The organism is Streptomyces olindensis (assembly GCF_040645895.1).
GTDB classification, from domain to species: domain Bacteria; phylum Actinomycetota; class Actinomycetes; order Streptomycetales; family Streptomycetaceae; genus Streptomyces; species Streptomyces olindensis.
Map to the genome: position 1 here is coordinate 73,321 of NZ_JBEYZD010000016.1, position 19,818 is coordinate 93,138.

14 protein-coding genes and 1 tRNA gene are annotated in these 19,818 nt (G+C 72.8%); 5 read left to right on the forward strand and 10 right to left on the reverse strand.

The window, feature by feature from the left end:
• Positions 1-26: 26 nt before the first annotated feature.
• From fusA to ABZ948_RS12960, 6 genes are all read right to left on the reverse strand, one after another.
• Positions 27-2,069 carry an elongation factor G gene (fusA, locus tag ABZ948_RS12935; RefSeq protein WP_359758957.1) on the reverse strand — a complete coding sequence of 681 codons (2,043 nt, stop codon included), beginning with the start codon at positions 2,067-2,069 and terminating at the stop codon, positions 27-29.
• Between the two features lie 321 nt (positions 2,070-2,390).
• Positions 2,391-3,305, reverse strand: a complete 915-nt coding sequence (locus ABZ948_RS12940) for a YceI family protein (RefSeq protein ID WP_359758958.1) — start codon at positions 3,303-3,305, stop codon at positions 2,391-2,393.
• A gap of 138 nt (positions 3,306-3,443) precedes the next feature.
• Positions 3,444-4,286 carry an NmrA family NAD(P)-binding protein gene (locus ABZ948_RS12945; RefSeq protein WP_359758959.1) on the reverse strand — a complete coding sequence of 281 codons (843 nt, stop codon included), beginning with the start codon at positions 4,284-4,286 and terminating at the stop codon, positions 3,444-3,446.
• Between the two features lie 73 nt (positions 4,287-4,359).
• Positions 4,360-5,451, reverse strand: coding sequence for a maleylacetate reductase (locus ABZ948_RS12950; protein WP_359758960.1), 1,092 nt, complete (start codon positions 5,449-5,451; stop codon positions 4,360-4,362).
• Positions 5,448-6,317 carry an intradiol ring-cleavage dioxygenase gene (locus ABZ948_RS12955; RefSeq protein WP_359758961.1) on the reverse strand — a complete coding sequence of 290 codons (870 nt, stop codon included), beginning with the start codon at positions 6,315-6,317 and terminating at the stop codon, positions 5,448-5,450. Before ABZ948_RS12955 ends, ABZ948_RS12950 begins: the two co-directional genes overlap by 4 nt.
• A 47-nt stretch (positions 6,318-6,364) precedes the next feature.
• Entirely contained in the window at positions 6,365-8,149 is a 1,785-nt protein-coding gene (locus ABZ948_RS12960) for an FAD-dependent oxidoreductase (RefSeq protein ID WP_435857483.1), read from the reverse strand.
• Between the two features lie 121 nt (positions 8,150-8,270).
• Here ABZ948_RS12960 and ABZ948_RS12965 point away from each other — a divergent pair, with 121 nt between their 5' ends.
• Together ABZ948_RS12965 and ABZ948_RS12970 are read left to right on the forward strand one after the other, a co-directional pair.
• A complete protein-coding gene (locus ABZ948_RS12965) occupies positions 8,271-10,091 on the forward strand; it encodes a sigma-54-dependent Fis family transcriptional regulator (protein WP_359758963.1) in 1,821 nt (606 codons plus the stop codon).
• A 49-nt stretch (positions 10,092-10,140) separates the two neighbouring features.
• Positions 10,141-11,394 carry an MFS transporter gene (locus ABZ948_RS12970; protein ID WP_359758964.1) on the forward strand — a complete coding sequence of 418 codons (1,254 nt, stop codon included), beginning with the start codon at positions 10,141-10,143 and terminating at the stop codon, positions 11,392-11,394.
• A gap of 80 nt (positions 11,395-11,474) precedes the next feature.
• Here the strand turns inward: ABZ948_RS12970 and ABZ948_RS12975 are convergent.
• Positions 11,475-11,562 (reverse strand) — tRNA-Leu (locus tag ABZ948_RS12975).
• 142 nt (positions 11,563-11,704) lie between these two features.
• Here ABZ948_RS12975 and ABZ948_RS12980 point away from each other — a divergent pair.
• Positions 11,705-13,036 carry a DUF2254 domain-containing protein gene (locus tag ABZ948_RS12980; RefSeq protein ID WP_359758965.1) on the forward strand — a complete coding sequence of 444 codons (1,332 nt, stop codon included), beginning with the start codon at positions 11,705-11,707 and terminating at the stop codon, positions 13,034-13,036.
• A gap of 89 nt (positions 13,037-13,125) precedes the next feature.
• On the opposite strand, the gene ABZ948_RS12985 is transcribed toward ABZ948_RS12980, so the two are convergent.
• The 3 genes from ABZ948_RS12985 to sucC are packed head-to-tail and all read right to left on the reverse strand — an operon-like array spanning position 13,126 to position 16,746.
• Positions 13,126-14,667: an aldehyde dehydrogenase family protein gene (locus tag ABZ948_RS12985; protein ID WP_359758966.1), complete on the reverse strand. Its 1,542-nt coding sequence runs from the start codon at positions 14,665-14,667 to the stop codon at positions 13,126-13,128.
• A gap of 50 nt (positions 14,668-14,717) precedes the next feature.
• Complete coding sequence (gene sucD / locus ABZ948_RS12990; RefSeq protein WP_359758967.1) at positions 14,718-15,602, reverse strand: succinate--CoA ligase subunit alpha; 885 nt, start codon at positions 15,600-15,602, stop codon at positions 14,718-14,720.
• Between the two features lie 13 nt (positions 15,603-15,615).
• Complete coding sequence (gene sucC, locus ABZ948_RS12995; protein ID WP_359758968.1) at positions 15,616-16,746, reverse strand: ADP-forming succinate--CoA ligase subunit beta; 1,131 nt, start codon at positions 16,744-16,746, stop codon at positions 15,616-15,618.
• Positions 16,747-16,888: 142 nt separating this feature from the next.
• Here sucC and ABZ948_RS13000 point away from each other — a divergent pair, with 142 nt between their 5' ends.
• Positions 16,889-18,571 (forward strand): thiamine pyrophosphate-binding protein, encoded by a 1,683-nt coding sequence (locus ABZ948_RS13000; RefSeq protein ID WP_359758969.1) that lies wholly within the window; start codon positions 16,889-16,891, stop codon positions 18,569-18,571.
• 10 nt (positions 18,572-18,581) lie between these two features.
• Positions 18,582-19,817 carry a formyl-CoA transferase gene (frc, locus tag ABZ948_RS13005; protein WP_359758970.1) on the forward strand — a complete coding sequence of 412 codons (1,236 nt, stop codon included), beginning with the start codon at positions 18,582-18,584 and terminating at the stop codon, positions 19,815-19,817.
• Position 19,818 lies beyond the last annotated feature (1 nt).

Below are 19,818 nucleotides of genomic sequence, written 5' to 3' on the forward strand. Positions count from 1 at the left end.
CGAAAGGGGAGGAGCCGGCCGCGGTCTCACCGCACCGCGGCGGCCGCGGGCGCCGGCGCGTAGCCCGTGGGCCGGGCCGTGAACGTGCCGCGGCCCTGGGTGCGGCTACGCAACCGGGTCGCGTAGCCGAACAGTTCGGCCAGCGGCACGGTGGCGGTGACGACCGCCGCGCCCGCGCGGGTGACCGAGCCGGTCACCCGCCCGCGCCGGGCGGCGAGGTCGCCGAGCACACCGCCCACCGCGTCCTCGGGCACCGTGACCGTGACCTCGGCGACCGGCTCCAGCAGGACCATCACGCAGGCACGCAGGGCCGCACGCAGTCCGAGCCGGCCGGCCGTGCGGAACGCCGCGTCCGAGGAGTCCTTCACATGGGTAGCCCCGTCGGTGAGCGTCACGCGCAGCCCGGTCACCGGGTGCCCGCCCAGCGGTCCCTCGGCGAGGGCGTCCCGGCAGCCGGCCTCGACCGCCCGGACGTACTCCTGCGGCACGCGCCCGCCGACGACGGCCGAGCGGAAGTCGAAGCCTCCCTCCGCGTACGGCTCCACGTCGAGGACGACATGGGCGAACTGCCCGGCCCCGCCGTCCTGTTTGACGTGCCGGAACACCAGCCCGGACACACCCCGGCCGACGGTCTCCCGGTGGCTGACCCGGGGCCGGCCCACGCCGACCTCCAGCCCGAGGTCGCGCCGGAGCTTCTCCACCGCCACCTCCAGGTGCAGTTCGCCCAGGCCCGACAGCAGCGTCTGCCCGGTCTCCGGGTCGGTCCGCACGACCAGCGACGGATCCTCCTCGGACAGCCGGGCCAGCCCCGACGCCAGACGGTCGGTGTCGCCGGCCCGGCGGGACTCGACCGCGACCGACACCACCGGCTCCTGCACACCCGGGGGTTCCAGGACGAGCGGGGCGTCCGGCGCGCACAGGGTCGAGCCGGCCCGGGCCGACTTCAGCCCGACGACGGCGACGATGTCACCGGCGACCGCCCGGTCCAGGGGTGCGTGCCGGTCGGCCTGGACGCGCAGGATCCGGCCGATCCGCTCGGCGCGCCCCGCACTCGCGTCCCACAGCGTGTCTCCCTTCTCGATCGTCCCGGAGTAGATCCGCAGATACGTCAGCCGCCCGGTGGGCGTGGCGTGCACCTTGAACGCGAGCGCGGCCGTCGGCGCCGCCGGGTCGGCGGGCCGTTCCCGCACCTCGCCGCCCTGCGTGCCACGGACCGGCGGCACGTCCAGCGGCGACGGCAGGTAGGCCACGACGGCGTCCAGCAGCGGCTCGACTCCGCGGTCGCGGTAGGCGGAGCCGCACAGCACGACCACGCCGTCGCCGTTGCGGGTCAGGTCCCGCAGCGCCGAGGCGAGGGTCCGCTCGCGGAGCGCGCCCGTGTCGCAGAACTCCTCCAGCGCGCCCGGGTGGAGTTCCGCCACGGCCTCCTCCAGCGCCCGGCGGCGGGCGCCGGCCTCGTCCCGCAGGTCGTCGGGCACGGGCCCTTCCTCCAGGGCGTCGCCGCCGGGCCACCGCAGCGCGCGCATGCGCACCAGGTCGACGACGCCGGCGAAGGCGTCCTCGGTGCCGATCGGCAGCTGCACCAGCAGCGGGGCCGGGTGCAGGCGCTCCCGGATCGACGCCACGGCCGCGTCGAGGTTCGCGCCGGCGCGGTCCATCTTGTTGACGAACGCGATCCTCGGCACGCCGTGCCGGTCGGCCTGCCGCCACACCGACTCGCTCTGCGGCTCCACCCCGGCCACCGCGTCGAACACGGCCACCGCCCCGTCGAGCACCCGCAGCGCGCGCTCCACCTCGGCGGCGAAGTCGACGTGCCCCGGGGTGTCGATCAGGTTGATCCGGTGGCCGTCCCAGGCGCAGCTCACCGCCGCCGAGAAGATGGTGATGCCCCGGTCCCGCTCCTGCGGATCGAAGTCGGTGACGGTGGTGCCGTCATGGACCTCGCCGCGCTTGTGCGTGGTTCCGGTGGCGAACAGGATCCGTTCGGTGACGGTGGTCTTGCCGGCGTCGACGTGGGCGAGGATGCCGAGGTTGCGGACGACGGCGAGCGGGTTGTGGGTGGTGCGCACGGCCCGGGGCCTTTCGGTGCGATCGGGAAAGGGCAGCGCGATTTCCGGGAGAGAGGGCACAAGAGAGACACGGGTCTGACTGCACGTCAGATAAGCGCTGAGTACCCGGTGTTCGTCCCGGTCAGCCGGTGCCGCCGCGCAGCGGGCACCGGGGGGACGAAGACACGAGGATCACCTCGTAGCGCGGCTGGGAGACGGCGGCAGCGGTGTGATCACGCACGGCCGTCTCCCTTCGTTCGTCACGCCGGCGCACCGCCCGGGTCGTGGGCGGCGCGGGTACGTGCGTGAGTGTAGGGAGACCCGGAGGCACCGGGCCAGGGATTATTCCGGCGGGGTCGGGGTGTCGTGGGTGCGGTACATCGCCTGGACGTCCAGCTCCAGTTGCACCGTCGGGCCGACCACCGCGATGCCCCGGGCCAGCATCGAACGCCAGTTCAGGGTGTAGTCCTCGCGGTGCAGCTCCGCCGTGGCCAGGGCCGCGCAGCGCAGTTCCTGTCCGTAGCCGCCGTTCACCGTGCCCAGGTACGTCGTGTCCAGCGCGACCGAGCGGCTCACGCCGTGCATCGTGAGCGAGCCCTGCAGCGTCCACTTGCTGCCGCCCCGGTAGGCGAAGCGCGCGCTCGTGAAGTCGATGTACGGGAAGCGCTCGACGTCCAGGAAGTCGGCGGACCGCAGGTGGTTGTCGCGGGTGGTGTTGCCGGTGGTGATGCTGGAGGCGTCGATGCGGACGTGCACGCGGGAGTCCGTCATGTCCTGGGCGATCTGGATGCCGCCCTCGAAGCGTTCGAAACGGCCGTGGACGTTCGCCATGCCGACGTGCTTGGCGATGAACCGGATCGCGGTGTGCGGCGGGTCGAAGAGCCAGGTCCCGGGGGTCGGCAGCTGGAGGGCCTCGGCCGGTGCGAGCCAGACGCGCTCGGTGGGCGTCGACGCGCCCGCCACGGCCTCGATCGTCTCGCGGTGCGGCCGCAGGCCCTCCGCGGAGATCAGCAGGCTGTAACGGCCCGGCGGCAGCGCCGCGAGGAAGTAGCCGTAGGGGTCGGTCGTCCCGCGGGCGGCGACACGGTGGGTGTCCAGGGCGGTGACGGTGACGTCCGCGGCCGCCAGGGGCGAGCCCATCGGGTCGACGACCTCGCGGGCCACGGCACCGGCACCGGACGGAAGGGGGAGGGCGAGGCCCGCCGCTGCGGCGGAGGTGTTCTTGAGCCACCGGCGCCGGAGCAGTGCGAGGGCCATGTGGTTCACCTTTCTTCGGGTGTGCGCCCGTACGGCGGCGATTCAGCGCACGCCGCACGGCCGCACCTTGCTGCGGTCACACCCCCTCGTCGATCCTGACGGACCGGGTTCCGGCCCGGGTGTCTCATTACGAGACAGTCAGGACCGCTCCCGGAAGACGTCCGCGTGTTCGGCGGCCCACTGGGCGAAGGTCCGCGCCGGGCGGCCGGTGACCTTCTCGACGGTTCCGGCGACCGTGCGGCCCACCTCGGGGGTGTTGCCGTACGCCTCCAGCAGGAAGCCGATGACGTCCTCCGGGAGGTACGCCGCCCGCCACCGCGCGACGGCCTCCTCCTCGGTCAGCTCGACCAGGGCGATCTCCCGGCCGGCGGCGGCCGCGATCGTCTTCACCTTGTCGCCGACGGTGAGCACCTCCGGGCCGGTGATCACGTACTCCTGGCCTGAGTGCCCCTCCTCGGTGAGCGCGACCGCGGCGACGGCACCGATGTCGCCCTCGTGGACCATCGCGCTGAGCCGGTCGACGAACGGCTCGCTGACCTCGCCCGAGGCCGCGATCCCGTCCGCCCACTCCAGGGCGTTGGCCATGAACTCGACCGGCATGAGCACGGTCCAGCCCACCTCGTCGTCGGCGCGCACCGCGTCCTCCAGCGGGGTGGGCCCGCCGCCGTGCAGCACGGTGATCCGGCGGACGCCGGCCGAGCGGGCCAGCTCCAGGATGCGCGGGCCGGTCTCCAGCGGGGTCAGGGCGGCCCCGCCGAAGGTGATCAGGTGGAGGCCGGTGATGCCCTCCAGGGCCGGGACCAGGCTGTCCGGTGCGGTCAGGTCGCCCTCGACGGTCTCGACACCGGCGGGGAAGACGGCCTTCGCGGCGTCCCGGGTGAGGGCGCGGACCTGGTGGCCCCGGGCGAGCAGTTCGGCGACGACCTGGCGGCCGACGGTTCCGGTGGCACCGGTGACGAGGATCTTCTGCGTCTGAGTCATGCCACGACCGTAGGAAGCCTTGCGGTCACCTTCTGTCCGCAAGGCTGTGCGGGCTGTACTCCGCCCTTGCCGGCTATACGGCAGTCCCCTCCGCGTCCTCCGGAGGGCCGCCCTCGTACGCCGCGCGCAGCACCGACCGCACCCCGTCCGCCGTCACCGGGCGCGGGTTGGCGTACGGCTCGCCGGCGACCCGGTCCGCGGCCGGGGCCACGTCGCCTTCCGCGAGGCCGAGTCCGGCGAGGGACCGCGGTGCGCCGAGGCGACCGGACAGCTCCCACAGGGCGCGGGGCACGTCCTCGGCGCCGAGGGCCCGGCGCAGCACGGTCAACGCCCGCGGCACGGCGGGGGCGTTGAAGGCGAGGGCGTACGGCAGGACCACGGTGTGCGTCTCGGCGTGCGGCAGTCCGTAGCTGCCGCCCAGCACGTGGCAGACCTTGTGGTGCAGCCCCATCGTGGTGGCGCCCAGGCACGCGCCGCACAGCCACGCCGCGTACAGCGCCCTGCCGCGCGCGTCCAGGTCCCCGGGGTCGGCGGCCAGCAGCGGCAGCGCCTCGGCCATCGCCCGCACTCCCTCCTCGGCCATGACCGAGACCAGCGGCGAGGCGTCCGGGGCGTACAGCGCCTCGACGGCGTGCGCGAGCGCGTTGACGCCGCTGGTCACGGTCAGCGACAGAGGCAGGGAGAGGGTGAGCCGGGGGTCGTAGACGACGCTGCGGGGCTGGACGACCGGGTCGCGCCCGGTGCGCTTGGTGCCGTGCTCGGTCAGGCCCCAGACCGGGGTCATCTCGGAGCCGGAGTAGGTGGACGGCACGGCGATCAGCGGCAGTCCGGTGCGCAGGGCGATGGCCTTGCCGAGTCCGATCGCGGAGCCGCCGCCGACGGCGACGCAGCCGTCCGCCCCGGCCGCCCGGACCGCCGCGACGGCACGGTCCGCGTCCTCGACGGGGACGTGCATCCGGGCCTCGGCGTGCAGTCCCACGCAGCTGTCGCCGAGCGCGTCGGCGACCGCCCGGGCGACGGTCTCGCCCCGGCTGCCGCACACCACGAGCAACCTGCGCAACCCCAGGCGCGCGGCCTCGCCCGGCGTCGCGGTGACGGCCGCGCCGGGCCGGAACACGACCCGCACGGGCCGGGTCTCGTAGGTGAACTCCTCCTGGAACGTCATGCCGTGCGCTCCAGGACGAGGTCGAAGGCGGCGTGCCGGAAGGGGTTCGGCACACCGAACTCCCGGGCGAGCGCGGGATCGTCGGTCTCCGCGAAGTCCTGGACCAGGCTCTGCTTCACCGCGAACACGGCGTCGGAGTCGAGGTATTCGCCGCCGGCGACGAAGATGTGCGTGGTGACGGGCGCGTGTCCCTCGGCCGTGGCGATGAAGTGGATGTGCGCGGGGCGGTAGGGGTGCCGTCCGGTCGCGCGCAGCAGGCCGCCGACCGGTCCGTCGGTGGGGATGGGGTACGCCGCCGGGACGCAGGTGCGGAACCAGAAGCGGCCCTCGGCGTCGGCGGTGAACAGGCCGCGTCCGTTGCCGGGGGGCTGCACGCCGGGCTGCTGGACGTCGTAGAAGCCCTTGTCGTCGGCCTGCCAGACGTCGACGAGGGCGCCGGGCAGCGGCGTGCCGTCCTCGGACCGCACCCGGCCGCTGACCACGCAGGGTTCGCCGCCGCCGACCAGGTCGATGTCGGCGCCGAGTTCGCGGACCGGCGACTCGGTCATGTGGAAGGGGCCGAGCACGGTCGACTCGGTGGCGCCGGGCGCGCGGTGGCCGTGGAGGGTCTCGACGAGCATGGAGAGGCCGAGCACGTCCGACAGCAGGATGAACTCCTGCCGGGTGTCGGTGCAGGTCTGCCCGGTCGCGGTGAGGAAGCCGATCGCCTGCTCCCATTCCTCCTGGGTGAGGCGCGTCTCGCGGGCAAAGTCGTGCACATGCCGGACGAGCGCGGTGAGCAGTTCGCGCAGCCGCGGATCGGCCGTCGTGCGCAGGCTGGCCAGGGCCTGCTCGGTGACGTCGGACCCGGTCGCGTCGGTGGTCATGCCCGCTCCTCGTCGTCGACGTGCGCTTCTTCCATGATGGCGCGCGCTCAGGCGTGTCCGAGGATCCGCCGCAGCGCGTCGGCGAGCCGTTCCCCGGCGTCCGGGGCGGCGGTCGCGTGCCGGAACGCGACGAAGCCGTCCGGGCGTACGAGCAGGGCGCCCGCGTCGGAGGTCTCGCGCAGGCGTGCCCAGTCGCCGTACGGGTCCTCGTACTCCTGCCCCGGGCCGATCACCACGATGGCGATCTCGACGTCCTGCGCCTCGGCCGCCCGCACCCAGTCCTCTCCCCCGATGCCGGTCAGCAGGGTGAAGCGGCCCCGGCCGACCGTGTCGAGGGTGGAGAGGGTGCGTGCGCCGGAGGTGATCCAGGCGTGCGGGAGCCGCGCGCCGGGGCGGGAGGACGGCTGGTGGTGCAGCTCCGGGTCGCGGGTGAAGCCGGGGTCGGGCGTGCCGTCCGGGACGATCGCGTCGGAGGCGTAGCGCTGGTTGAGGTCGACGCCGTGCGCGTTGAACTCGTACGCCTTGAAGGCGATCGCCTCCCGCAGCCGGGTGCGCTGCTTCTCGGCGGCCTCGGTGGCGTCCTTGCGGGCGGCGATGTTGGCCCACAGCTGCTCGGGGGTCTGCGGGGCGAGCCCGTCGAGGGCCTCGAAGACCGGGGCGGTCTCGCGGATCGACTGGTTGGCGCGCGTGACGATCTGCCGGCCGACCGGGGCGCGCTCGGCGGTGTAGCTGTCGAGCAGCCGGGGGTGGGCGGTGCCGTCGAGGACGAGCTTGAGCTTCCAGGCCAGGTTGTAGGCGTCCTGGATCGAGGTGTTGGAGCCGAGGCCGTTGGACGGCGGGTGCCGGTGCACGGCGTCGCCGGCGCAGAAGACCCGGCCGTTCGCGTACCGCTCGGCGTACATCTCGTTGACGGTCCACGCGGACGACGACTTGATCGTCACCGGGACGTCGTCGTCGCCGACGAGCTTGCGGACGACCGACTCGGCGTACTCGGTCGTCAGGTCGGGCACGCCCGCGCCGACGTCGTACCCCCAGACGATCAGCCACTCGTTCCAGGGGCGGACGCAGCGGACCAGACCGGCGCCGATGCCGCCGACCGTCGCGCCGGGGGCGAGGACCCAGTAGAGGGTCGAGGGGCGGTGGGCGGTGTACTTCGCCAGGTCCGCCTCGAAGACGATGTTGATGCTGCCGGCCACGCCCATCTGGCCGCCCATCGGCAGCCCGGCGTCCGCGGCGACCTTCGAGCGTCCGCCGTCGGCGCCGATCAGGTACTTGGCGCGGATCTCGTACGTGTCCCCGCGCAGCCGGTCGCGGACGGTGGCCGTGACGCCGTGGGCGTCCTGGGTGTGGGAGAGGTACTCCGTCTCGAAGCGCAGGCGGGTGCCGCGGGCGAAGGCCGCGTTCACGAGGACCGGCTCCATGAGGTGCTGCGGCATGTCGCACATGCGGGTGGGGCTGGCCAGTTCGTGCTCGGCCTGCACGAGCGGGTCGTTGCCCCAGGAGCGGACGCGGCCCAGTTCCTCGCCCGCCAGGCTGGTGCAGAAGGTGGTGTTGCCCATCAGGTGCTGCGGGGTCGCCTGGGCGACGACCTCCTGCTCCACGCCGAGGTCGCGCAGCACCTCCATGGTGCGCTGGTTGGTGATGTGCGCGCGGGGGGTGTCGGCGAGGCTCGCGTAGCGGGTGACGACGAGGTTGGGCACGCCGTAGGTGCTCAGGGCGAGCGCGGCGGAGGCACCGGCCGGGCCGCTGCCCACGATCAGGACGTCGGTGTCGACGACGGTGGCCACGGGGCGCTCCTGCGGGGGACATGGGGACGGACATCGAGCGTTCATGATCATGGAGTGGCCGGGCGGGCGGTGGGTGTCTCAATACGAGACACCCGGTGGTCCGGGTGGGGTGCCGCGGCCACCAGTTGTTGCCGGTTCAACCGAACCCGATACGGTGGTGCCTGCCGTGACCACGATCGAGCCCTCTGCCGCAGCCACCGCCCGGCCCTCGCTGCGAGACGCCCGCGAGCGGTTCCTGTCGGGAGGTCAGCTGCCGCTGGGCGTGCCGGAGGAGGTCGTCGCCGCGTGGCGGCGGGCCCGGTTCTTCGGCGTGCCGCACGACTTGGAGGCCCCGGCCACGGACCCGGTACGGCCGGTGGAGTCGGCGCTGCTCGTCGCCGCCCGGCCGGTGCTCGACCGGATCGTCCCCGCCCTGGGCACCGGCCGCTCACTGCTCGTGCTGACCGACGAGCGGCTGCGGGTGCTGTGGACGGCGGGGAGCGTGCCCGGGCTCGGTGCGTGCCCCGTCCTGTCGGAGCGGGAGGTCGGCAACAACAGCGCGGCTCTCGCCCTGCGCGCCCGGCGGCGGGCCGAGGTGCACGGGCCCGAGCACTTCCTCGACCGGTGGCAGGACGTGTCCGCCGTCAGCGTCCCGGTGCTCGCCCCGGAGAACGGCCAGGTGCTCGGCACCCTGACCGTCGCGTCGCGGCCGTGCGCCGCGCGTCCGCCGCACCCGCAGGCGGCACTCGCCGAGGCCGCCGCCGCGGCGGTCGAGACGGAGCTGCGCGCGCGGGCGGGGCGGGCCGAGCGGGTGCTGCTGGACGCGTACCTGCGGGCGGCGCGGGGCAAGGACCGTGCCGTGGCCGCCCTCGACGGCCGCAACCGGCTGATCAGCGGCGCGGCGCAGGGGCTGCTGACGCCTGAGGTGCTCGGGGCGCTGGAGCGTACGGCGGTGGCGGCGCGGCATGCGGATCTCCCGGGCTCGGGGGAGGTGGCCGGGGAGGTGGGGCCGTCCGCCGGGACGGAGAGAGTGGTGCCGGACGCGTCAGCAGTGCTGCCCGACGATGCCCTGGCGTCAGGCGAGTCCGTGGAGCTGCCCGAGAGCGCCGGGTGCACCGCGCGGGTCACCCCGGTGCGTCTGGACGGCGGCGTCATCGGGGTCGTGGCGGTCCTGGAACCGCGTGAAGATCCGGCGCCCTCGGTGTCGGGCTCGCCGTTGCCGCCGGTCGCCCTGGCCGGTTCCTCGGTGCCGTGGCGGCACGCCGTCGGACGTGCGGTCGAGCTGGCGCGCACGCGGGAGCCGCTGCTGCTGACCGGTGAGCGCGGGACGGGCAAGTCCGCGCTGGCACGGGAGTTGCTGGGGCCGGGTGACGCCCGGGTCGCCGATGCCGCGCGGGACGCCGGGCTCGACCGGGTGCTGTCCGCCTGGCAGGCGGACCGGCCGCTCCTGCTCCGGCACGCCGAGCGCCTCGCCCAGCCCGGCGTGGCGGCGCTCAACTCCCTGCTCGACACGCACCCGGACGCCCCGCTGCTGGTCACCTACACGCCCGGCGCGCCGGCCGGCCCCTGTCTGCAGCGCCTGCTGGACAAACTGTCCGCCCGCTCCGTGACCCTGCCCCCGCTGCGGGAACGCACCGAGGACATCAGGGAGTTGCTGTCGGCCCTGGCGCCCCGCCCGGCGCCCGGGCTGCCGCCGCTGACCTGGACCCTGGACGCCCTGCGCGCGCTGGAGCGGTACCCGTGGCCCGGGAACGTCACCGAGCTGGCCCACGTCGTCCGGGCCCTGGCGGAGCACCGCCGCGCGTCCGGCCCTGTCCGCCGCTCGGAACTGCCGGACACCGTACGGGACGGACCGGCCGCGCGGCCCCTCAGCCCGATGGAGCACGCCGAGCGCGCCGCGATCCTGGAGGCACTGCGCCGCCACGGCGGCAACAAGGCCCGCGCGGCGGCGGCACTGGGGATAGGCCGGGCGACGCTGTACCGGAAGCTGCGGGGGTACCGAGGTTGAGGAGCCGTGTGACGGACTCATCCGATCCCTCCCGAAAGGCCACCCGCGCATGAACGACGACAACTCCGTACTCGCGTTACAGGGGACCGACTCCGCGCGGCGGCGGGTCCCGGGCGGGCTTGTCGCGCTGGCGCTCGGGGGGTTCGGCATCGGGCTGACCGAGTTCCTGATCGCCGGTCTGCTGCCCCAGGTGGCGTCGAGCTTCGCCGTGTCCGAGGCGGCGGCCGGCCGGCTGATCTCCGGGTACGCGCTGAGTGTCGCGGTCGGGGCCATCGCACTGACCGCGGCGACGGCACGGCTGCCCCGCAAGCAGGTCCTGATCGGCCTGGTGGCGTTGTTCGTCATCGGCAACCTGCTGTCCGCGGTCGCGCCGAACTACCCGGTGATGCTGCTCGGGCGGATCGTCGCGGCGCTGTGCCACGGTTCGTTCTTCGGGATCGGCTCGCTGGTCGCGCGCGCTCTCGTCGCGCCGGAGAAGAGGTCCCAGGCCGTGGCGGTCATGTTCGCCGGACTGACCCTGGCGAACGTGCTGGGTGTGCCGTTCGGCGCGCTGGTCGGTGAGCAGTGGGGCTGGCGGGCGGCGTTCTGGGCGGTGACCGCGATCGGCGTGCTCGCGCTGGCCGGCATCACCGCCCTGGTCCCGGCCCGGGCGGGCCGGGTGCCGGCGGGCGGTCCGCGGGACGGCGCCGGTCCGGTGCCGCCGCTCGGCCTGGCGGCCCAGTTCCGGGCGTTCCGGTCCTGGCAGGTCTGGCTGACCCTGATCGCCACGGCGCTCGGCTACGGGGGGATGTTCGGCGCGTTCAGCTACATCGCCTATACGTTCACCGAGGTCAGCGGCTTCGCCCCGGGCGATGTGGCCTGGCTTCTGATGGTGTACGGCGTCGGTCTGGTCGTCGGGAACCTGGTGGGCGGGCGCGCGGCCGACCGCGATCGCGACCGGGCCCTGGTCCTCGCCCTGCTGGCGCTCACCCTCACCCTGGTCCTGTTCGGTCTGCTGGCCGACAGCGCGGTCGCCTCGGTGGTCCTGGTGTTCGTGCTGGGGGTGACGGGGTTCGCCAGTGTGCCGGGGATGATCACTCGCGTCACCGACTACGCCCACGGGGCGGCGCTGGCCGCCAGTGCCAACGTGTCGGCGTCCAACGTCGGCAACGCCCTGGGCGCCTGGCTCGGGGGTCTGGCCATCAGCGCGGGCCTCGGCTACACCTCACCGCTGTACGTCGGTGCCGGCATCGCCCTGGCGTCGACGGTCGTCATGGCGATCGCCGCGCGCCGGGTCGCCGGGCGGGAGGGATCGGGGACGTAGCGCGCGTTCTGCGCAGTAGCGCGCGTTCTGCGCACGAGAAAGGGTGCCGACCATGATCTGGTCGGCACCCTTCGTGTCACTGGTGTCCGAGGGGGGACTTGAACCCCCACGCCCGATAAAGGGCACTAGCACCTCAAGCTAGCGCGTCTGCCATTCCGCCACCCGGACCAGGTGTCTGCCGCCTTGCCAGGGGTGTTCCCCGCGGCGACAGGGACAACAATACCAAGGTTTCGGAGTGCCTTTCACCTGCGTTTCCGTCTGCTGGGCGGGGGTCCGGGACCTCGGCGTCCGATGCGCCTAGGGTCGCACCATGAGTGACTGGATGGTTACGCCGAGCACCTCTGCGGGGCGTCGCCCGCGTGCGCTGTCGCCGCTCAGGGAGCATCTGCGGGACACGTTCTGGTTCGCCCCCACCGCGGCGATGGCGGGCGTCTTCGTGGTCTGGCTGGGCGCGCAGTCGCTGGACACGGCCCTCGTCGACGCGCTCAGGCAGGACGGCGACTACGAGACGCTCGAGGAGCTGCTGCGGTTCTCGGAGGACGCGAAGGCCGTGGTGAGCGCGGTCGGCTCGGCGATGATGACCTTCATCGGTGTGGTCTTCAGCATCTCGCTGGTCGCCGTGCAGATGGCGAGCGGGCAGTTCACGCCGCGCGTGGTGCGCCTCTTCGTGCGGAGCCGGATCACCAAGGCGACCTTCGCGGTCTTCCTGGCGACCTTCGTGCTGACCCTGCTGGTCCTGACCTCCTTCGACACGGCCGGCGACCCCCGCGCCGTCAGGTCCGTGCCGCTGGTGCAGTCCGTCCTCACGCTCGGCATGGTCGCGCTCAGCCTGCTGCTCTTCGTGCTGTACGTGAACACCACCCTGCGGCTGATGCGGATCAGCCAGGTGATCGCGCGGATCGCCACGGAGTCCTTCCGGGTGGCCGCCGCCATGCCGGTACCGGCGGACGGACAGGACGCGGCCCCGCTCGGTTCCGTGACCGCGTGGGTGGCGCACGAGGGCCGGGCGGGGGTGCTGCGGGACGTGCACATCGCGCGGCTGGTGCGGGTGGCGCGCACGCACGGCGTGGTGTTGCGGCTGATCCCGCGGATCGGGGACTTCGTGGTGCCCGGTACCCCCCTCCTGGCGGTGCACGGCGGGTCCGCTCCGCCGCGCAGGGCGCTGCGCTACACGGTCGCGGTGGGAGTGGAGCGGACCTACCACCAGGATCTCGGCTTCGGGCTGCGGCAGTTGTCCGACATCGCGCTGCGCGCCCTGTCGTCCGCGATCAACGATCCGACGACCGCCGTCCAGGCGCTGGACCGTGTCGTGCAGTTCCTGGCCGCGCTGAGCCGGCATCCGCTGGAGGCCGTGACGCACCGGGACCGCCGTGGGGCGGTGCGGCTGGTGCAGCCCGTGCCGGGGTGGACGGAGCTGGTGGATCTCGGGTTCGCCGAGGCGCGGGGGTGTGCCGCCGGGAACCCGCAGGTGTCACGGCGCATGCTGGCCGGGCTGGACGACCTGCTCCTGCTCGCACCGCCGGAGCGGCGCGAGCCGCTGCTGCGCCACCGGGAACTGCTCCGCCAGGCGGTCGCCCGGGCCACGCCTGCCCCGGCGGACCGCGCGTTCGCCCTGCACCCGGACCGGCAGGGCATCGGCTGAGCCGCACGCCGACGACGACGCGCCGCGACCGGGGCACGGACGCGGCCCGGCCTGCCCGGGTGACCGCGGCACGCCGGGCCGCACCTTTCTCACGGCACGAGCTGGTACTCCGGGAAGTTCCCCGGGAGCCGCTCCCCCGCCGGTCCCCGCGTCACCGCGCGCACCAGCAGTTCGCCGCCGACGAACGCGCCGCGCCAGGACGCGCCGAGTCCGCCGAACAGCTCGTCGCGGTCGCCGCGCGAGCGGGGCCGGCCGTGGCCGACCTTGAACGCGCGGATGTGCGGGGCGAGCCGCTCGTAGGTGGCCCGGTCGTCCGTGGACAGCGTGGCCACCAGCGCGCCGTTGGAGGCGTTCATCGCGGCCAGCAGTTCCGCTTCCGTGTCGACCAGGACGATCGTGTCGACCGGGCCGAACGGCTCCGCGTGGTGCAGCGGAGAGGACGACGGCGGGTTGAGGAGCGTGACCGGCTGGACGTAGGCCGAGGTGTCCTGGCCGGGCAGGAAGCGGGCGTCGGCCGCGCTGCCGCGGTGCAGGGGCACGGCTCCGCGCTCGATCGCCTCGGCGACCTGGTCCTGCAGTTCCTTCGCCTTGGCGGCGTTGATCACCGGCCCGAAGTCCAGCTCCGGGTACGGGTCGTCCTGCTGCTCGACGGCGAGCGGATGGCCGACCCTGAGCGTGCGGACCGCCGGGAGGTACGCCGCCAGGAACGCGTCGAACCGCTGCCGCTGGACGACGAAACGCGGGTACGCCGTGCAGCGCTGCTTGCCGTAGTCGAAGAGCTTGGGGATCACCGCGGTGAGCGCGTCCCAGTCCGAGTAGTTCCAGATGCCCCAGGTGTTGAGTCCTTCCTGTTCGAGTACGTGTCGCTTGCCGAGGTCGGCGACGGCCGTGGCCACCGCGGCGCCGGTGTCGCGGCCGCCGACGAAGGAGACGCAGCCGATCTCGGGCGCCCGCACCAGCGCCTGGGACAGCTCGCCTCCGCTGCCGCTGACGAGGGTCACGGGAATCCCCTCGCGGGCGGCGAGCGCGCCGGCCAGGGTGAGGCAGGCGACACCGCCGTCGGTCGGGGTCTTGGCGATGACCGCGTTGCCTGCCAGTGCCTGTACCAGCATGGCGTGAACGAGCACGCTCATCGGGTAGTTCCAGCTGGCGATGTTGGACACCGGGCCGTCCAGCGGGGCCCGGTCGGCGAGCATCGGCTCGATGCCGTCGACGTACCAGCGGACCCCGTCGATGGCCCGGTCGACGTCCGCCTGGGCGAGCCGCCAGGGCTTGCCGATCTCCCAGACGAGCAGCAGCGCGAGCAGCCGCCGGTGTTCGGCGAGGGCGTCGAGGGTGGCCGCCACGCGGGCCCGGCGCTCCTCCAACGGGACGTGCCGCCAGGCCCGGTGCTGATCGAGGGATGTGCGCACGGCCTGCCGCGCGGTCGCCTCGTCCAGGCGCGGCGGGCCGGCGATCGGGCTGCCGTCGACCGGGCTGACGGCGGGCAGGACGCGGCCGTCGGGCTGCCAGGCGGCGTTCCAGAGGTTGAGGACCCGGTCGTCGCGGAAGGCCTCGGGGGCGACGGTGAGGCAGCGCCGCCAGGCGTCGGGCCAGGACGTGCCGGACTTGAGGGTGAGGGTGGGTGCCATGGGGTTGCTCCGCTCTCGGTGCACGGTCGGGGGCGGGAAAACCTGGCTCGCTACCGCTGCTCTGCGAGGCGCGACAACACGAGTTTCGCGGTCTCGGTCGGTGTGCTTCCCACGCTCACCCCGACGGCCTCCAAGGCCTCCTTCTTCGCCCGGGCCGTCCCGGACGAGCCGGAGACGATCGCGCCCGCGTGCCCCATGGTCTTGCCCTCGGGCGCGGTGAACCCGGCGATGTAGCCGACGACGGGCTTGGTGACGTGCTCGCGGATGTAGGCCGCGGCCCGTTCCTCGGCGTCGCCGCCGATCTCGCCGATGATGACGATCAGTTCGGTGTCGGGGTCGTCCTGGAAGGCGGCGAGGCAGTCGATGTGCGTGGTGCCGACGACCGGGTCGCCGCCGATGCCGACGCACGTCGAGAAGCCTATGTCGCGCAGCTCGTACATGAGCTGGTACGTCAGCGTGCCCGACTTGGAGACCAGCCCGATGCGGCCGGGCTTGGTGATGTCGGCCGGGATGATGCCCGCGTTGGCCTGGCCGGGGGTGATGAGCCCCGGGCAGTTGGGGCCGACGACGCGCGTGCCCTTGTCCCTGGCGTGCGCGGTGAAGGCGACGGAGTCGTGGACCGGGATGCCCTCGGTGATGACGACGGCGAGACCGATGCCGGCGTCGGCGGCTTCGACGACGGCCGCCTTGGCGAAGGCCGGCGGCACGAAGACGACGGTGACGTCCGCCCCGGTCGCGCTCATCCCGTCGGCGACCGAGCCGAAGACGGGTACGGCCCGGTCGTCGAAGTCGACGGTGCGGCCCGCCTTGCGCGGGTTGACGCCGCCGACGACGTTCGTGCCGGCCGCGAGCATCCGCCGGGTGTGCTTCATGCCCTCGCCGCCGGTCATGCCCTGGACGAGGACCTTGCTCTCCTTGGTGAGGTAGATGGCCATGGGTTCCCTCTCCTCAGGCCGTGGTGGCGAGTTCGGCGGCACGGGCGGCGGCGCCGTCCATGGTGGTGACCTGCTCGATCAGCGGGTGCGCGTGCTCGTCGAGGATGGCCCGGCCGCGGGCCGCGTTGTTGCCGTCGAGGCGCACCACGAGCGGCTTGGTCAGGCGGACGCTGTCCAGGGCCTGGACGATGCCGTCGGCGACCGCGTCGCAGGCGGTGATCCCGCCGAAGACGTTGACGAAGACGGATTTCACGGCCGGGTCGGAGAGGATGACCGACAGTCCGTCGGCCATGATCCGGGCGCTCGCGCCGCCGCCGATGTCGAGGAAGTTTGCGGGCCGGGCGCCGCAGCCCGCGACCACGTCGAGGGTCGACATGACGAGGCCCGCGCCGTTGCCGATGATGCCGACCTCGCCGTCGAGCTTGACGTAGTTGAGGCCCTTGGCGGCGGCCGTGGCCTCCAGCGAGTCGTCGTGCTTCACGTCGTCGGCGCCCCACCGGGTCTGCCGGAAGCGGGCGTTGTCGTCGAGGGTGACCTTGCCGTCGAGGGCGAGGATCTGTCCCTGCCGGGTGCGCACCAGCGGGTTCACCTCGACGAGGAGGGCGTCCTCGCGGACCAGGACCTCCCAGAGCCGTACGAGGACGTCGACGGTCTGCGGGGGCAGCCCGGCGGCCTCCGCGATCTCACCCGCCTTCGCGGAGGTGACACCCTCGGTGGGGTCGATGGGCACGCGGGCCACGGCCTCGGGACGGGTGGCGGCGACCTCCTCGATGTCCATGCCGCCCTCGGCCGAGGCGATGGCGAGGAAGCGGCCCACCGCGCGGTCGAGTACGTAGGACACGTAGAACTCGGTCTCGATGTCCACGGGTTGCGCCAGCATCACCCTGCCGACCGTGTGTCCCTTGATGTCCATGCCGAGGATCTGACGGGCGGTGAGCTCGGCGGCGGCCGGGTCGGCGGCGAGTTTCACCCCGCCCGCCTTGCCGCGCCCACCGGTCTTCACCTGGGCCTTCACCACGACCCGGCCACCGAGTCGGCGTGCGATCTCGCGGGCCGCCTTGGGTGAATCGGTCACCTCGGCCCGCGGCACCAAGATGCCGTGTTCTTCGAAGAGTTCCCTTGCCTGGTGTTCGTACAGGTCCATTCCGGCTCCTGTCTGAAAGTGCCGCACGCCCCCTGGACACCACCCACCGGATGCGGGATAACAAGCTTCATACAGTATTCGTCGACTGTATGCAATGTACCGCGAGCCGCTCCAACCCCCTACGAAGGGACAGGACTTCGCCATGCCCGACGACACCCAGGACGTGATCTCCGGTGGTCATCTCGTAGCCAAGGCGCTCAAGGCCGAGGGGGTCGAGCGCATCTACACGCTGTGCGGCGGCCACATCATCGACATCTACGACGGCTGCGTCGACGAGGGCATCGAGGTCGTCGACGTACGCCACGAGCAGGTCGCCGCCCACGCCGCCGACGGTTACGCCCGCATCACCGGCAAGCCCGGCTGCGCGGTGGTCACCGCGGGCCCGGGGACGACCGACGCCGTCACCGGTGTCGCCAACGCCTTCCGTGCGGAGTCGCCGATGCTGCTGATCGGCGGCCAGGGCGCCCTCACCCAGCACAAGATGGGGTCCCTGCAGGACCTGCCGCACGTCGACATGATGAACCCCATCACCAAGTTCGCGGCGACCGTGCCGGACACGGCGCGCGCGGCGGACATGGTGTCCATGGCGTTCCGCGAGTGCTTCCACGGCGCACCCGGCCCCTCCTTCCTGGAGATCCCGCGCGACGTGCTCGACGCCAAGGTGCCGGCCGAGAAGGCACGCGTGCCCCAGGCCGGTGCCTACCGCGCCTCGACCCGCTCGGCCGGCGACCCCGAGGCCGTCGAGAGGCTCGCCGACCTGCTGGTGCACGCCGAGAAACCGGCCATCCTGCTCGGCAGCCAGGTCTGGACGACGCGGGGCACCGAATCGGCCATCGAGCTGGTGCGCACGCTGAACATCCCGGCGTACATGAACGGCGCCGGCCGCGGCACCCTGCCGCCCGGCGACCCGCACCACTTCCAGCTCTCGCGCCGGTACGCCTTCTCCAACGCCGACGTCATCGTCATCGTCGGCACGCCCTTCGACTTCCGCATGGGCTACGGCAAGCGGCTGTCGCAGAACGCGACCGTCGTGCAGATCGACCTCGACTACCGCACGGTCGGCAAGAACCGCGACATCGACCTCGGCATCGTCGGCGACGCCGGGCTCGTGCTGAAGTCGGTGACCGAGGCGGCCTCCGGACGCGTCAACGGCGGCGCGTCCAAGCGCAAGGAGTGGCTGGACGAGCTGCGGGCGGCCGAGCAGACCGCCCTGGAGAAGCGGCTGCCCAGCCTGAAGTCGGACGCCTCACCGATCCACCCGTACCGCCTGGTCAGCGAGATCAACGACTTCCTCACCGAGGACTCGATCTACATCGGCGACGGCGGCGACATCGTCACCTTCTCCGGGCAGGTCGTACAGCCCAAGTCCCCGGGGCACTGGATGGACCCGGGTCCCCTCGGCACGCTCGGCGTCGGCGTCCCCTTCGTGCTCGCGGCCAAGCAGGCGCGGCCCGACAAGGAGGTCGTCGCGCTCTTCGGCGACGGCGCGTTCTCCCTGACCGGCTGGGACTTCGAGACGCTGGTCCGCTACGACCTCCCCTTCGTCGGCATCGTCGGCAACAACTCCTCCATGAACCAGATCCGCTACGGCCAGGCCGCCAAGTACGGCAAGGACCGCGAACGGGTCGGCAACACCCTCGGCGACGTCCACTACGACAAGTTCGCCCAGATGCTCGGCGGTTACGGCGAGGAGGTCCGCGACCCCGCCGACATCGGCCCGGCCCTGAGGCGCGCCCGCGAGTCGGGCAAGCCGTCGCTGATCAACGTCTGGGTCGATCCCGACGCGTACGCCCCCGGAACCATGAACCAGACCATGTACAAGTGAGGTGCCCCCGATGACAGGAACCAAGGCCCTCGAAGGCATTCGCGTCCTGGACATGACCCATGTCCAGTCCGGGCCGTCGGCGACCCAGCTGCTCGCCTGGCTCGGCGCGGACGTCGTCAAGCTGGAGGCGCCGACCGGCGACATCACGCGCAAGCAGCTGCGTGATCTGCCGGACGTCGACTCCCTCTACTTCACGATGCTCAACTGCAACAAGCGGAGCATCACCCTCAACACCAAGACCGAGCGCGGCAAGGAGATCCTCACCGAGCTGATCCGGCGCTCCGACGTCATGGTCGAGAACTTCGGACCGGGCGCGGTCGACCGGATGGGCTTCACCTGGGACCGCATCCAGGAGATCAATCCGCGGATCGTCTATGCCTCCATCAAGGGGTTCGGCGAGGGCCCGTACACCAACTTCAAGGCGTACGAGGTCGTCGCGCAGGCCATGGGCGGGTCGATGTCGACCACCGGTTTCGAGGACGGGCCGCCGCTGGCGACGGGGGCCCAGATCGGGGACTCGGGGACGGGCGTGCACGCCGTGGCGGGCATCCTCGCCGCGCTCTACCAACGGGAGCGCACCGGTCGCGGGCAGCGGGTCAACGTGGCCATGCAGCACGCTGTACTGAACCTGTGCCGGGTGAAGCTGCGGGACCAGCAGCGTCTGGCACACGGGCCGCTCGCTGAATATCCCAACGAGGACTTCGGCGACGAGGTTCCCAGGTCCGGGAACGCGTCCGGCGGCGGCCAGCCCGGCTGGGCGGTCAAGTGCGCGCCGGGCGGCCCGAACGACTATGTGTACGTCATCGTGCAGCCCGTCGGCTGGCGGCCGATCAGCGAGCTCATCGGCCGGCCCGAGCTGGCCGAGGACCCCGAGTGGGCGACGCCCGAGGCCCGGCTGCCCAAGCTCAACAAGATGTTCCAGCTGATCGAGGAGTGGTCCTCGACGCTGCCCAAGTGGGAGGTGCTGGAGCGGCTCAACGCGCACAACATCCCGTGCGGGCCGATCCTGTCCACCAAGGAGATCATCGAGGACCGGTCGCTGGTCGCCAACGAGATGGTCGTCACCGTGCCCCACCCCGAGCGGGGGGAGTTCGTGACCGTCGGCAGCCCGCTCAAGCTGTCCGACTCGCCCGTGGAGGTGACCAGCTCACCCCTGCTCGGCGAGCACAACGAAGAGGTCTACGTCGGCGAACTCGGCCTCGGCGACGAGGAAGTGCGCCTGCTCAAGTCGAACGGGGTGATCTGAC

Bases quoted from the DNA above. Each gene is read 5' to 3' on its own strand.
- ABZ948_RS12980 (WP_359758965.1), top strand. From the start codon at position 11,705: ATGAGTGACTGGATGGTTACGCCGAGCACCTCTGCGGGGCGTCGCCCG.
- ABZ948_RS12970 (WP_359758964.1), top strand. From the start codon at position 10,141: ATGAACGACGACAACTCCGTACTCGCGTTACAGGGGACCGACTCCGCG.
- ABZ948_RS12955 (WP_359758961.1), bottom strand. From the start codon at position 6,317: ATGACCACCGACGCGACCGGGTCCGACGTCACCGAGCAGGCCCTGGCC.
- ABZ948_RS13000 (WP_359758969.1), top strand. From the start codon at position 16,889: ATGCCCGACGACACCCAGGACGTGATCTCCGGTGGTCATCTCGTAGCC.
- ABZ948_RS12950 (WP_359758960.1), bottom strand. From the start codon at position 5,451: ATGACGTTCCAGGAGGAGTTCACCTACGAGACCCGGCCCGTGCGGGTC.
- sucC (WP_359758968.1), bottom strand. From the start codon at position 16,746: ATGGACCTGTACGAACACCAGGCAAGGGAACTCTTCGAAGAACACGGC.
- ABZ948_RS12960 (WP_435857483.1), bottom strand. From the start codon at position 8,149: ATGAACGCTCGATGTCCGTCCCCATGTCCCCCGCAGGAGCGCCCCGTG.
- ABZ948_RS12940 (WP_359758958.1), bottom strand. From the start codon at position 3,305: ATGGCCCTCGCACTGCTCCGGCGCCGGTGGCTCAAGAACACCTCCGCC.
- ABZ948_RS12985 (WP_359758966.1), bottom strand. From the start codon at position 14,667: ATGGCACCCACCCTCACCCTCAAGTCCGGCACGTCCTGGCCCGACGCC.
- frc (WP_359758970.1), top strand. From the start codon at position 18,582: ATGACAGGAACCAAGGCCCTCGAAGGCATTCGCGTCCTGGACATGACC.
- sucD (WP_359758967.1), bottom strand. From the start codon at position 15,602: ATGGCCATCTACCTCACCAAGGAGAGCAAGGTCCTCGTCCAGGGCATG.
- ABZ948_RS12945 (WP_359758959.1), bottom strand. From the start codon at position 4,286: ATGACTCAGACGCAGAAGATCCTCGTCACCGGTGCCACCGGAACCGTC.